General features: G+C 52.5%; 4 protein-coding genes. 1 reads left to right on the forward strand and 3 read right to left on the reverse strand.

Annotation, left to right across the window (positions count from 1 at the left end):
- Positions 1-9,113: SdrD B-like domain-containing protein (locus IX84_RS02525; protein WP_316931672.1), on the reverse strand; the 9,113-nt coding region annotated here is incomplete at its 3' end.
- A gap of 571 nt (positions 9,114-9,684) precedes the next feature.
- Complete coding sequence (gene tnpC / locus IX84_RS02530) at positions 9,685-11,106, reverse strand: IS66 family transposase (protein WP_052515688.1); 1,422 nt, start codon at positions 11,104-11,106, stop codon at positions 9,685-9,687.
- Positions 11,107-11,234: 128 nt separating this feature from the next.
- Between tnpC and IX84_RS02535 the strand changes: the two genes are divergently transcribed.
- Positions 11,235-12,926 carry a tetratricopeptide repeat protein gene (locus IX84_RS02535; protein WP_044216313.1) on the forward strand — a complete coding sequence of 564 codons (1,692 nt, stop codon included), beginning with the start codon at positions 11,235-11,237 and terminating at the stop codon, positions 12,924-12,926.
- A gap of 660 nt (positions 12,927-13,586) precedes the next feature.
- Here the strand turns inward: IX84_RS02535 and IX84_RS02540 are convergent.
- Positions 13,587-15,271: dockerin type I domain-containing protein (locus tag IX84_RS02540; protein ID WP_044216315.1), on the reverse strand; the 1,685-nt coding region annotated here is incomplete at its 5' end.

Genomic DNA, 15,271 nt, shown 5'->3' on the forward strand with positions numbered 1-15,271 from the left:
GAATTGTCTTCGTCTGCATTCACCGTGACCGTAGCCGTAGCCTCGGTGGTATTGCCGCCGCCATCCGTATACGTGCCCACGATGGTGTACACGCCAGGGCTCAGGCTCAGGCTCCACGCGAAGTAGCCGTTTGCAGGGTCAGACAGCGCTGCGTCGAATGGGGGCGCTGGCGCTCCGTTCACCGTGAAGCTCGCGCTGCTGAAGTCTTCGTCGCAGTCGTCTTCCAGCTGTACCGCAAAGCTTACCGCTGCCTCGCCTTCGCAGTTCGGCACCTGGTAGGCCAGGTTGCCGGGCATTGTCATTACCGCCGGCGTGTCCGGGCCTTGCACCACTTCTACAGCATGGTCTATTGTTACCCCTTCGTAGCTGGTAACGATCAGGTAGCTGCCGGCGCTCAGGTTGCCCGTGGCTTCGAAGTACGCATAGCCTTCGTTCACCTGGATGTAGGTGAGCTCCAGTGGCGCGCCGCTGATGCTGATCAGCCCGTCGGGCACATCGCCCGCCTGAAGCTCGCAGTCATAAATATGGCCTGAGAAGACGATAAAGCCGTCCTCCGCGCAGTCTTCGATCACGAACTGCCCGTTGCCGGACACGTCCACGACCGGCGCAGGGCTCTGCGCCTGTGTGAGGGTGATATCAAAGCTGTACTGGCTCGTATTGCCATAGCCGTCCGTAGCCTCGTAGACTACTGTGTATACTCCTGGCGCCAGCACATCGCCCGGCTGCGGGCCGCTGACCTGCTCCAGCTCCACGTCCAGGCTGCAGTCGTCTATTGCTGATACCTGCCAGTTCACAGGGGCGCTGTCTTCGCAGCCTGGGATCTGCACCTGCATGTCGCCAGGGCCGTAGATCTCCGGGGCGCGGTTGTCCACTACCGTGATCTCGTAGGACAGCTCCGTGCTGTTGCCCGCCTCGTCTGTGGCGGTCAGCACTACTGTGTTCGTGCCTATGCCTGCATGGACGCTCACCGCATAGCCGGAGCTCGCCTGCACGGCTGCCGCCCACGGGCTTACGCCTGCAACATCGCTCTCTATGTTCACGCTCAGCGCAATCGCATCTCCCGCTGTACAGTTGTCAGACACCTCTGCCAGCCACTCCAGCTGTACGCCGCACTCCCCTTCTGGGGGCGTATAAGTGAACGACGCGCCAGAGCCCAGCCCTACGCCGCCCTGCGCTGAAACCTCCAGCGACGGGCCTTCCATGTCCTGATTGGACAGGGACACAAAATCTTCCACCTCCAGCGGGAAGCACCCTACGCCGTAGCCGCAGCTCAGCGTATCCAATAGCTCTACCCGGAGGCTGTAGCTGCCTTCGCCAAGCCCGCTCACGCTGAAGCTGCCCGCAAGCGTCGTGTCCGCTGCAACCAATATATCGCTGCCATCCTGCTCCAGGTACACCGCGTAGCGGCCCGCACAGCCAGATTCTTCCAGCTCAAACAATACGCTGCCGTCTGTGCCGCCGGGGCACGCAGGGCCCGCAGCGCTTATGACCGATGCCATTGGCACAGGGTTACAGTCTGCGTACAGTGCCCCGGTGATGGACACCACATTGCTCGTGCTGATGTTCTCCGTGATCGCAAGGCGGTACTCCTCGCCGTTCTGCAGCGTGCCGTGGGCGATCGTCACGCTCGTTTCTGTCATGTTCACGTAGTCCAGCACCGGGTTGCCCGCGCTGTCCTCTATATCTACCGTGTACGTCACGCCAGGCTCCCCGCTGACCGGCGACCACTCCAAAGTGATCGAGCCGTCGCAGTTGCAGCTGTACGTGTACGGCACTTCGTAGCCGCCGTCCACTGTGTAGTTCTTCTCCCCTACGCCCAGCGTCACGCACTCCGTGGAACCGCTCGCCGTAATATCGGAGTCCAGCTCCGCTGAGCCGGCCTGATAGCCCGCGTACGACCACAGGTTCGGCAGGGTGCCGGCCCATTCGGCACGCCCTTCGTAGTCCAGCACGTAGCCGCCCGCAGGAAGCCCGGTGAACAAAAAGCGCCCTTCGATGTCCGATACCACTGTGTCCACGCCGTTGCCCGCGCAGTCCAGCAGCCGCACTTCTGTGAAGCCTAAGCCCGGCTCGCCGGGGCTCTGCAGCCCGTCACGGTCGAAGTCCTTCCATGCACGGTCGCCGATCTCGGCGCAGGCCAGCGGCAGGTTGTTGTTCAGCACCACGTCGCCCGGTGAAAGCACAAACTCCATGTAGAACGGGTTCGCACCGCAGGACGCGTCTTCCATGAAGCCGCTCATCGCTTCCTCTGAGCTGCCCACGATTGTAATGCCCGGCTCTGGGTCCAGCTGGCCGCTGTCCGTGCAGTCCGTGCTGATACCATAGCCGCTTGGTGTTGTTAGTGTCATCGTATAGACCCCGCTTGCGTCCACAAACCACTGATAGAAGCCTGTAGAGCCGTCCGCGACCATCGTCACATTGCCCGGGCCCGTCACCTCAATGGTTCCACCGCTGATGATCTCGCCCGTATTCTCACAGTAGATGAAGCCCTGTGGGTCCAGCATCTCGCCGCCAATGTCCGGGTCGTTCACGTCCGGGATATAGTCCCTGTCGGCATCAAGGAAAACGCCCGCGTTAAGGTCATAGACACTCGATGCTCCCGCCTCCAAAGTGAAGCACTGCTCCCCTTCCAGGGAGTAGTCAGAGTCCAGGCTGTCAATGGCATTCCCCTCTACGTTAGGGATGGTCAGCACGTAGTCCTCGGCATTGTCCAGCCCCTCGAAGCTGACCTCCATGCAGTAGTCGCCCGCCAGCACCAGCTCGAAGAGGTAGTAGCCGTCAGCATCCGCTGTCTGCACCTCATCAACAGGATTTCCGTTGAGGTCCGTGCCGAACAGGCGCACCTGTACGCCAGGCAGCACTTCTTCAGAAGAAGGCATGGAGCTTATGCCCGGAAGCCCAGGCTGCTGCTGCAGGAACAAGCCGTTGCGGTCGTTGTCCAGCCAGACAAAGCCGCCGATGTCCGAACCGCAGAAATCACTGAATATCTCATCGCTGCCCCAGGCTTCTGTCACCTCCAGGCCTTCCATTTCTCCTTCAAGCACCGCTAACGGTATGCCATCCCCGTTCACTTCACCGGGGATGCGGCCACCACTCAGGTCGGCAGGGGTAAGGCCATCACTGGCCTCTACTGCATCGAAGCAGCCGTCGCCGTCTGAATCAAGATCCAGATAGTTAGGTGTGCCATCACCGTCAATATCGAAGGCAACAGTATCCGATGATTCGTCCGCATCCGGGATTCCGTCGTTATCGCTGTCCAGGTCGAAGAAGTCAGGGATGAGGTCGCCATCCGTGTCTACCAACTCGTCGCCTTCCAGCTCGTTGTCCAGCCCATCGCCATCACAATCGGCAGCATTCCATTCCTGGCCTTTTGGCAGCGTGACAGAAGCAAACTCATACTCGCAAGCCTCAAGCGGGTCTGTATCGTCGGCAACTTCCTGCCCGTCAGGAACACCATCGCCGTCTGTATCCTCATTGTAGGGGTCCGTGCCTAAATCGAGCTCTTCCCCGTTCAGGATCAGGTCCCCGTCACAGTCGCCACCTGCCCAGATTGCGTTGTCCGCATCATAGCCGGTGTAGCCTCCCCATTTAACCGGGTCGCAGGGGTCCAGCGGGTCCGTCTGCCCTTCGTCTTCCAGCGCATCGTCTGTGCCGTCCCCGTCCGTATCCTCGTTGTAGGGGTCCGTGCCCAAGCCGAGCTCTTCCCCGTTCGGGATCAGGTCGTCGTCACAGTCGGCTACGGCCCAAATTGCGTTATCCGCATCGTAGCCCGTATAGCCTGCATCTTGCGCAGGGTCGCAGGGGTCCAGAAAATCAGTATCATCTGAATATTCAGAGCCATCTGTTACCCCATCACCATCTGTGTCAGGATTATTAGGATCAGAGCCAAGCTCCAGCTCTACTAAATCAACCAATCCATCTTCATCTGTGTCTATCGGAGCCAACACACTTCCTGCCCACTGATAAGTACAAGACATTCCTATATTCGAGCCTGTTGTAATCCCAGTGAATATACCTGTATCATCTGGGCCATCCTCTTCTGCAACTGAATATGGAGCTACCTGCTCATAGGTCCAAAGATCGCCTGCGCTCCAGCCTGCCGAAGCTACCCCCTCGTTGTTCGCGCCTACCCAATTAATCTCATGGTAACGCAACTCGATCAAAAAATCACTGGGGTCAGTGGCATAGTCCATACCCTGTCGAAGAATGATCTGCACCGTATTACGGTCTGATGTCGTGCCGAATGCAGGTGGTTCGTCATAAGGCGCTACACGGGCATAAGTGACGACAAGATAGCCCTCTTCCGCATTCTGGTAATAGTAAATATACCCGCCATCACTCGGGTCCCAGTCATCGTACATCGCTGCGACAATAGGACCGTCTTCGTAGCCGGCAAGGCCCGTAGCATCATAACTATCGTTACTGTGCCCAAGGGTGATATAACCATTCGTAGCTATACTGAACTCCTCGTAAGTCTCATCCCCTATCGTAATCCCATTCGGGAACGCTGTTGTCAGCGATACCACCTCATAATCGTCATCTTCATCTGAAATATCCAGCCGGTTGGCTGTTTTTATTGCATCACCTCCACCCTCAAAATCACAATCAAATTCCGGAGCAGCGCTCAGCTCGCTCCCCGCCCACTGATATGTACAGGACGTACCTATATTCGTGCCCGTCGTAATCCCGCTGAATATGCCCATGTCATCTGGGCCATCTTCTTCTGCTACCGAATACGGCGCTATCTCTTCGTAGACTAACAGGTTGCCTGCGCTCCAGCCTGCCGAAGCTACCCCCTCGTTGTTCGCGCCTACCCAATTAATCTCATGGTAACGCAACTCGATCAAAAAATCACTGGGGTCAGTGGCATAGTTCATACCCTGCCGAAGAATGATCTGCACCGTATTACGGTCTGATGTCGTGCCAAATGCAGGTGGTTCGTCATAAGGCGCTACACGGGCATAAGTGACGACAAGATAGCCCTCTTCCGCATTCTGGTAATAGTAAATATACCCGCCATCACTCGGGTCCCAGTCATCGTACATCGCTGCGACAATAGGACCGTCTTCGTAGCCGGCAAGGCCCGTAGCATCATAACTATCGCTACTGTGACCAAAGGTGACATAACCATTCGTACCTATACTGAACTCCTCGTAAGTCTCATCCCCTATCGTAATCCCATTCGGGAACGCTGTTGTCAGCGATACCACCTCATAATCGTCATCTTCATCTGAAATATCCAGCCGGTTGGCTGTTTTTATTGCATCACCTCCACCCTCAAAATCACAATCAAATTCCGGAGCAGCGCTCAGCACGCTCCCCGCCCACTGATATGTACAGGACGTACCTATGTTCGTGCCCGTCGTAATCCCGCTGAATATGCCCATGTCATCTGGGCCATCTTCTTCTGCTACCGAATACGGCGCTATCTCTTCGTAGACTAACAGGTTGCCTGCGCTCCAGCCTGCCGAAGCTACCCCCTCGTTGTTCGCGCCTACCCAATTAATCTCATGGTAACGCAACTCGATCAAAAAATCACTGGGGTCAGTGGCATAGTTCATACCCTGCCGAAGAATGATCTGCACCGTATTACGGTCTGATGTCGTGCCAAATGCAGGTGGTTCGTCATAAGGCGCTACACGGGCATAAGTGACGACAAGATAGCCCTCTTCCGCATTCTGATAATAATAAATATCGCCCCCATCACTTGGGTCCCAGTCATCGTACATCGCTGCGACAATAGGACCATCCTCGTAGCCGGCAAGGCCTGTAGCATCATAACTGTCGCTACTGTGCCCAAAGGTGACATAACCATTCGTACCTATACTGAACTCCTCGTAAGTCTCACCCCCTATCGTAATCCCATTTGGGAACGCTGTTGTCAGCGACACCACCTCATAATCGTCATCTGAATCTGAAATATCCAGCTTATTCGCTATTGTAATGGCATCACCTCCACCCTCAAAATCACAATCAAATTCCGGAGCAGCGCTCAGCACGCTCCCCGCCCACTGATATGTACAGGACGTACCTATGTTCGTGCCCGTCGTAATCCCGCTGAATATGCCCATGTCATCTGGGCCATCTTCTTCTGCTACCGAATACGGCGCTATCTCTTCGTAGACTAACAGGTTGCCTGCGCTCCAGCCTGCCGAAGCTACCCCCTCGTTGTTCGCGCCTACCCAATTAATCTCATGGTAACGCAACTCGATCAAAAAATCACTGGGGTCAGTGGCATAGTTCATACCCTGTCGAAGAATGATCTGCACCGTATTACGGTCTGATGTCGTGCCGAATACAGGTGGTTCGTCATAAGGCGCTACACGGGCATAAGTGACGACAAGATAGCCCTCTTCCGCATTCTGATAATAATAAATATCGCCCCCATCACTTGGGTCCCAGTCATCGTACATCGCTGCGACAATAGGACCATCCTCGTAGCCAGCAAGGCCTGTAGCATCATAACTGTCGCTACTGTGCCCAAAGGTGACATAACCATTCGTACCTATACTGAACTCCTCGTAAGTCTCACCCCCTATCGTAATCCCATTTGGGAACGCTGTTGTCAGCGACACCACCTCATAATCGTCATCTGAATCTGAAATATCCAGCTTATTCGCTATTGTAATGGCATCACCTCCACCCTCAAAATCACAATCAAATTCCGGAGCAGCGCTCAGCACGCTCCCCGCCCACTGATATGTACAGGACGTACCTATGTTCGTGCCCGTCGTAATCCCGCTGAATATGCCCATGTCATCTGGGCCATCTTCTTCTGCTACCGAATACGGCGCTATCTCTTCGTAGACTAACAGGTTGCCTGCGCTCCAGCCTGCCGAAGCTACTCCCTCGTTGTTCGCGCCTACCCAGTTGATCGCCTGATAACGCAACTCGATCAAAAAATCGCTGGGGTCAGTCGCATAGTTGGCTCCGCGACGCAATATGATCTGTGCCGTATTTCGGTCTGATGTGGTACCGAATGCAGGAGGTTCGTCATAAGGTGCTACTTCATAGTACGTAACTACTACATAACCCTCTGCCGCATTCTGATAATAATAAATATCGCCCCCATCACTTGGGTCCCAGTCATCGTACATCGCTGCGACAATAGGACCATCCTCGTAGCCGGCAAGGCCTGTAGCATCATAACTGTCGCTACTGTGCCCAAAGGTGACATAACCATTCGTACCTATACTGAACTCCTCGTAAGTCTCACCCCCTATCGTAATCCCATTTGGGAACGCTGTTGTCAGCGACACCACCTCATAATCGTCATCTGAATCTGAAATATCCAGCTTATTCGCTATTGTAATGGCATCACCTCCACCCTCAAAATCACAATCAAATTCCGGAGCAGCGCTCAGCACGCTCCCCGCCCACTGATATGTACAGGACGTACCTATGTTCGTGCCCGTCGTAATCCCGCTGAATATGCCCATGTCATCTGGGCCATCTTCTTCTGCTACCGAATACGGCGCTATCTCTTCGTAGACTAACAGGTTGCCTGCGCTCCAGCCTGCCGAAGCTACTCCCTCGTTGTTCGCGCCTACCCAGTTGATCGCCTGATAACGCAACTCGATCAAAAAATCGCTGGGGTCAGTCGCATAGTTGGCTCCGCGACGCAATATGATCTGTGCCGTATTTCGGTCTGATGTGGTACCGAATGCAGGAGGTTCGTCATAAGGTGCTACTTCATAGTACGTAACTACTACATAACCCTCTGCCGCATTCTGATAATAATAAATATCGCCCCCATCACTTGGGTCCCAGTCATCGTACATCGCTGCGACAATAGGACCATCCTCGTAGCCGGCAAGGCCTGTAGCATCATAACTGTCGCTACTGTGCCCAAAGGTGACATAACCATTCGTACCTATACTGAACTCCTCGTAAGTCTCACCCCCTATCGTAATCCCATTCGGGAACGCTGTTGTCAGCGATACCACCTCATAATCGTCATCACTGTCAGATATTGACAAACGGTTCGATTCGGCTGTCGCATCAGCGCCTCCTTCTATATCGCAGTCGTACTCTATAGGTGGCGCACTATAAGGATTCGTTCCTGCCATCACCTCAGCACCATTGTCAACACCATCCCCATCACAGTCCGCCATAGACCATGTGGTATTATCTACATTATACAGTAGATAGTCAGCCCCCACATCAGGTAAACAAGGGTCTGACTTAAAGTTAGGAGGCATTTGATTCGTCTCAATGTAATCCGGGAAACCATCACCGTCCTCATCTGCATATTCCAGGCCGCTGCCTGCAAATTGATAGGTGCAGGTAGACCCTGTATTGGACCCATTCACAATACCCGCAAAAGTGCCATCGGTAGCATCAGTAGCTTCGAAAGTACCATTAATATTAATGACCGGGCTGGAATACGGAGAGACCAATGCATAGCCTGTTGTAAAACCAGGGCTATACCCTGCTGCTACAGGGTTCTTGCCTACCCAGTTAATCTCCTGGTACCGCAATTCTATAATAAAGTCGCTGTCGTCATTCGCATAGTTGGCACCCTGACGCAAAATAATCTGAAAAGTATTCCGGTCTGATGAAGTGCCATAAGCGAGATTACTAGTACCCGGAGCTACTTCATTGTACGTAATTACCGCATAACCTTCCTGGCTATTTTGATAAAAATAAATATCTCCCCCGAAAGCAGGCTCGATTCCATCATGCTGAGCTGAAATTATCGGCCCCTCGTCATAGATAGGTAGCCCACCGGACCAGACATCTTCATATGGGAAGAAAAAAGTGACTGTACCATTTGCATTGATATATATCGAATTAAACACCGGCCCTACATCAAGCCCATCCGGGAAGGCCGTTGTAACCGGTACAGAAACAGAATAACTGCCACCATCTGAGATTGAGGCGAGCCGGTTTTCCGGTGCCGTTGCATTAGCCCCGCCCTCTAAGGCACATTGCCCAAACAAATTATTGCCAGCTGTAGTGCCTAGCAATAAAAGCAGAACCAATAAAGTTACTCCTTTTAAAAATAAGGCCGTCTCCCCAAGCGGTGGGATCAATCGCTTACCGCTGCCGCTCGGGTGCCAAATAATATGCCTTAGCCAGGCATTTTTCTTCCTTTTGTCAAATCTTTGCATGAGATTGTGATATTTGTTGATATGGGTAAAGTTGTCCCGCAGCATTTCATGTACCGAATAAAACACCGATACATTTCCACTACTTGATCTTTTCACCTCCATATCAATCCCACAACAACCAAACAAAAAACATTGATAACCAAACACTTGTCAATCAACCCGTAAAAACCTTTACGTTGAACACATTCTACTTTTTATGACTATTTATCAGAAATGGGTTATATTGACCAAAGGCAAATCAGATTTTTCAGGCACGAATACCTACATACCTTTCAATCAATATTCTTTAAATCTTTGAGCACAACGATTTGTTATATGACCTGTTTCACAAGTACTCAAGAACAAGCAAGACTAGAACAACCACAACTTTTTACTGAAAAAATAATGTCAACCTGGGCTTCACAGATACAGCCCTCAACCTAAAAGCCGATGCCGGCATAATTGCCGTACTATATACGCAATACGAAGTGGTTTGCGACATCGGAGCAATCCACTTCCCAGCGTAAATGCTGACATTGAGTAGGTTTGCTGTGGCAAACCACTTAATCGTCAGTATAGTAACTGTAACTATTTAGGTGTGGGTTCCTGCGGCAGCGTAGCTGCGAAGGAACGACTCGCCCCGCCAAGCGTTGAGCAACTCTTCATAGGCAGACAAGCCGTGCTTTTTTGCCGTGCTGCAAAAGCTTTTGATCCTTGCATAGTGCCGCGCACCCTGTAGGGTACGGAAGCAGCCACTGACTTTTAGCTTCGTTTTTAACGGGCGGATATCACGTTCGGCCAGGTTATTAGTGAAGGGCACTTCGTGCTCCCGCGTGAACCTCAGTACTTCTTCTTCGTATCGTTCCAGCCTTTCGAGCAGGTTCCTCCCTTTTGTTTTCTTCGCCCGGCCTTTTGGGCGGAGTTCGGGCGGCGGCTCTTCACGGCTGGCTTCTTTTAAGATTTGCCGGTAGCGGGACAGGACCGTTTTATATTTTTTAGCCGGCAGCACTGAGCTCCCGCCACTGCTAAATTCGTAAGCGTACATTAACAAACTGTGCATCTTGTCAGCCCACTGGCGCTCATGGTTTTCAGCTAGGCCTCTAAGCTCGCGCAGCAAGTGCGCCCCACAAAGCGCATGGCGGGCGTTTTCCAAGCCAAAATAGCTTGCCCAGCAGTCGTGCACCAGTGTGCCTGTATAGTTTTGAGCTATGCTTTCGTCGCTGTGCAGCGCCTGTGCGCCTCTTTTCTCATGCACAAACAGATAAGTAAACAGGCCACAGACAAAATTATGTGCCCAGTGCAGTTTGCCTGCCACCCGGGCACCGCTTTCGTCAGCATGCGCTACGGGGCTGGACAATGCCTGCTCTTTGATAACCGCCTCATCATCGGCCAGCTTCCCGTACATGCGCTGTACGGAAGTGGATACTGTATTCTCATTAAGCTCATACCCTGTCAGGCTGGCAAAGAGCTCCCCTATGCGCCCTACGGGCATGCTTTGCTCCACATTCAGCAGGCTGACTAAGGCATGTACCCTGTCGCCGTATTGTACGGGGGCTGGCACGCCGGACGGGAAGCTGCCTGTATGCTGCTCGCCACAGCAAGGGCAATGTTTGACCTCCAGGCGGTGCTCTTCTATTTGCAAAAGCTTCGGGGGGAGGTCAAAAACCTGGCGGCGCTCTAAGCTTATGCTTGGCACAGTGCTTTCCAGGTTCTGGCCGCAGCTGCATTTTTGCTCAGCTACCGGGTGGACAACAAGGCGGTCTGCTGCAGACGGGGCGACCATCTCAAGCGTCTTCCCCTTATGCCCAGACTGGCCTCCCTTCTTGCCGCCTTTCTTGCGCGGGAAAGCAGGGGCCTTCTTCAGCCCATCGCTGCTCGGAGGCCGCGACGAAGTCCGGCTGTTGGCTTTCAGCTGTGCTTCCAGCTCTGCAATACGAGCCAGCGCTGCTTCCAGCAGTGATTCCAGCTTTGCTATTTGCTCAGCTTGTTGCGCTATGATCTCGTCCTTGTTCACCTGTGCTAGTTCGCTATTTTTTCGCTATTTTGCAAATTGACCTAAATAGTTACTAGTAACTCAGGTACAATAAAGCAGGCAAGCTAATCCGCAGTTAGGTTGTCCTCAACAACAATAGAGCCACAGATATGCACAAAAGAACAAGAACAAATTTTACGGTTTTCCGCATTACTATCCTTTCATTGCTTTTATTTAACTCCTGCTATATTGAACTTTTTGCCTGGAGCAATATAGGCTACGCTCATCCAGAACAAGATACCACGCCTTATTATCAGGAGGTCAGTGAGCTGATCGCTCTTTCTGATAGCTTAGCCCTCCTTTCTCCCATGAAAGCATTGGAATACGGGGTGAAAGCTATCTACCTTGCAGAACAGGCGCCGATAGATACCAACAACCTGGTAAAAGCATTAAATCAGGGAGGCGTGGCCGCTTTTTATGCCGGCTATATTGGAGAAGCGACTAACTACTTTACAAGGGAGCTGGGATTGCTCGATTTGAATAAGCCCAGTGAACAGTTGGCCAATATCTATAACAACCTGGGCGGGGTTTACCAATATGGCAAAAACGAAATGGACTCCGCTATCCTTTACAACAAAAGAGCAATCGAGGTCATACAGAAGCTGGCACAAACAGATACATCCAAGACTTATTATCTACACCTATCTCACGCTTATAGCAACGTGGGCACCATATACCTTGACCACAATGACTACTATAATGCAGAATATCATTTTGATCTTTGCCTCCAACTGCCCTTAGACACCTCTGTATACCAAAGAGGGCTAATTATCAGCCAACTTGGCCTGGCCCGGGTGTACCTTAATACCAACCATAAGGAACGCGCTTTTCAAATTATAGAAGCAAGCGAACAATACTGCCAAAAATGGAGAGACTTTACGCTTATATCAGCGGTTGACTATATTAAAGGGCAGTGGCACGAACAGGCAGGCAACACTGCTAATGCTATTCAATATTACCAAAAAGCCCTTCATCAGGTAAAAACAGAGAACACCCATACTTCTATCAATGAAATTGCCCGCGCCTTGTCTGAGCTCTATCAAAAAGAAGGACAAGAAAAAGAAGCTCTGAGATACCTCCAAATGGCACTATCTGCCGAAGAGAAAATCGACAAGCAGCGATCCTCTCAGGACCTCACAAAAATGGAAATGCAACTACAGCTTAAAAAATGGAAGAAGGAAATAGAGCAGGAAGTTCAAAATAAACAGAAGCAATACCTCCGGCTGATTACTTTTATAGGCTCTCTGGCATTATTCAGTACAACATTATTACTGCTTGGCCAAAAACAAAAAAGAAGATCCCGCTTACTGTACCTTGAAAGCCAAATCCAGCAGGAACAAATGTCCCTGGAAAAAGAAAAACTGCTCCAGTCTGTTGAAGAGATAGAGCAGCAGCTCGCTGTTCAACTAATCGAGCGGATGGCAAGGAATGAGCTCATTGAAGCAACAATCCAAAAGCTGCTCCAACTTTACCGGATGCCTAAGCTAAGCTCCAGATTCCCCCTTCAGGAGCTGGCTAATAGCCTGAGGGACGTTCAGGACTACTCCATTTGGGAGGAATTTGAATTACTCTACTCCAAATCACACAGTGATTTCTTCCAGAACCTAAATGGCATAGAAGGCTTAACATCCAATGACCGGCGCCTCTGTATCTTACTCCACATGAATATGACATCTAAGGAAATATCTGCTCTAACCGGACAAAGCGTTAAAGCCGTAGAAGTAGCAAGAACCCGGCTCAGGAAGAAGCTAGGCCTTACCAATACCAATGTGGGATTGACAGAATTTCTAGCCAAGCTATAGTAGGCTCTTTTAACAATTTACTTTTGGTTTCAGGTCACCTTCCATATACATAACCAGGCTTAGCTTGTACCCATCGGGCAGAGCGCTCGCTGCCTAAAAGGACGATCACATCGCAAATATAGTGTACAAAGCAATGGACATGTCTTTCTAGCTCCCTGCCCAGCCCATCTATAACGATGTTGGGCAACAAGAGAAAGAGGCCTGCCTTGCGGCATACTTTCGATGCGATGGTTTACAGCCCCATCTACAGCAGGCATGCTTTCAAAAAGCGATGATTAGTTTGAGTATTGTGCCGGATCTGCCTATGTTAGCCACGAAAGGCTTTCGTCCGTCCCGCTTATTGCCGGATAGCCCAAACGACATCGGTATTACAGCCAGTTTCCGTATATCAAAATCCCCTTTTGCTATAAGCTTCATTAAAATTCACCCTCACAGCGGACACCCTTGCCCTTCGCTAACGGTTCCCAGCCTTCTTGGCCCTTTCATGTCTTACATCTTAGAATGACAGGCATGCATAACTCACAAAAAAGCCCCACACCAAATACCGGTGCGGGGCGCTTTGAATTAGCACAAAACTGTCTCACAATCACGAGTAAAAGCAGGGCGTGAAAATACAATACGCCCCGCTAAATTATACTCCCAACACAAATCGTGTGACTGCTATTCCACGATTATCATATGCTTCGTCGCGCTGTGCGCACCAGTGCTGACCGTGTACTGCACTACGCCTGTCGCCGCCAGCTCAGAAGACTTAACCGTGATGTGGTTGTAGCCCTTAGCGCCGTCCTGGCGGTACAGCTTCAGCACCTTGCCGGTTACGTCGCTGATCGTGATCGTCGCTTGTGCTGCCTCTGGCAGGTTGAAGCCAATCACAGTCTCGCCCTTGAATGGGTTCGGCTGGTTCTGGTACAGCTCGAACCTGTCCGCCGAAGCTGTAGCGGAGGCGGAGCCAAACTCGATCGCTACGTCCTGGAAGCTGCCGTCTTTGCCGTAAGCTTCTGCCTTCGTAACTGCTGAGCTTACGCCCAGTACTTCGCTCAGCATCGCGTCGCTGTTGGCGCGCAATACCAGGGTGAACAGCTCAACGTCTGTTGACGCCTTCGCCGAAGCTTCGGACGCCCAGTGCCAGCTTGTCGTGATCATGCCTTCGCCCAGGTAAGCCAGGCCGAAGTTGTCTTCAGTAGCTACACCGCTTACGATGTCTACCAGCTCTACGCCCTTGCTCAGCGTCAGCGTCGCCTGGTAGCCCTCGATGCGTGCCAGATCAGCAGCTGTGAAGCTTACGCGGTACTCATTGCCCGCCTTCAGCTCCTGCTCGTCTGTCTGCAGTGCAAAGGTGCCTTCGTAGCTGCGCTCGTCAACTACTGCAAAGCTGTTCGCTGCCGCATCCCCGTTCACATCACCAATCTTCACCGCTACGAAGTCCGCATCTGTGATGCTGGTCGCAGGCAGGTCATTGATGTTGATCACTTCAGGGAACTGCTCTGCCCATGGGTTAGATGGGCCTGGGAAGACGTAAGCTTCCTCTACAAAGCGCCAGCTGGTGTTGTTAGCGAACTCTGTATCGATAGACAGGATCAGCTTGCGCAGCTGGATCAGGTCCAGAGTAGTGATAGAGCCAGAGTTGTTAACGTCCGCTGCGATACGCTGGTATGGCGTGCTCAGCGGGCCAACGCCCAGGATGTGCTTGCTGATCAGTACCAGGTCGAACGTAGACACACCGTTGAGGTAGTCGCCGTCGCGCTGTGGCGTGATCGTGTAGTCAAGGCCTGCTGTCAGGTTCGTGAATACGTAAGCGCCGTCGTTCTGAGTCGTCATCGCTGTAGAAGCCTGGCCGGAAAGGCTGACCTGTACATCTTCTACCGGCTCGTTGTCCTCGGTATTGACTGCACCGGCTGCCATTGGTGCTGCTGCACCGCATACGCCCATGTTGTCCTGTACCAGGATGTAAGTCTCGCAGAAGTCGCTGTTGCCAGCTGCGTCGTACGCCCAGATCTCGATCACCAGCGTGCCTTCGTCGTCGCAAGTCAGCACAAGGCCGGCCTGGTCAGGGCCGTTAGGCTCGCCTGCACGGTTGATAGAGTACTTGATCGGCTCAGAGCAGTCAGTGATCGGAGAAGCGATGAAGTCGCTCGCCCAGATCTCAGCCATGCCTGCACCCGGGTCCGGTAGGTTGTCGCCGTCCTCGTCTACTGGCATCAGCTCGATCGCAATGCCGTTGATGCAAATTGGCGCTGGCGCCTTGCAGTCGATGATGTCGAATGGCAGGATGGCAAGGTCAGAGTTGCCGCAGCCGTCCAGTACGTGCACTTCGAACGCGTGGCTGCCGATTGGCAGGCCGTTCA

This window comes from Phaeodactylibacter xiamenensis (assembly GCF_000759025.1).
In the GTDB taxonomy this organism is placed as follows: Bacteria; Bacteroidota; Bacteroidia; order Chitinophagales; family Saprospiraceae; genus Phaeodactylibacter; species Phaeodactylibacter xiamenensis.

Excerpts from the sequence above, each read along its gene's own strand:
- IX84_RS02535 (WP_044216313.1), top strand. The coding sequence starts at position 11,235 with ATGCACAAAAGAACAAGAACAAATTTTACGGTTTTCCGCATTACTATC.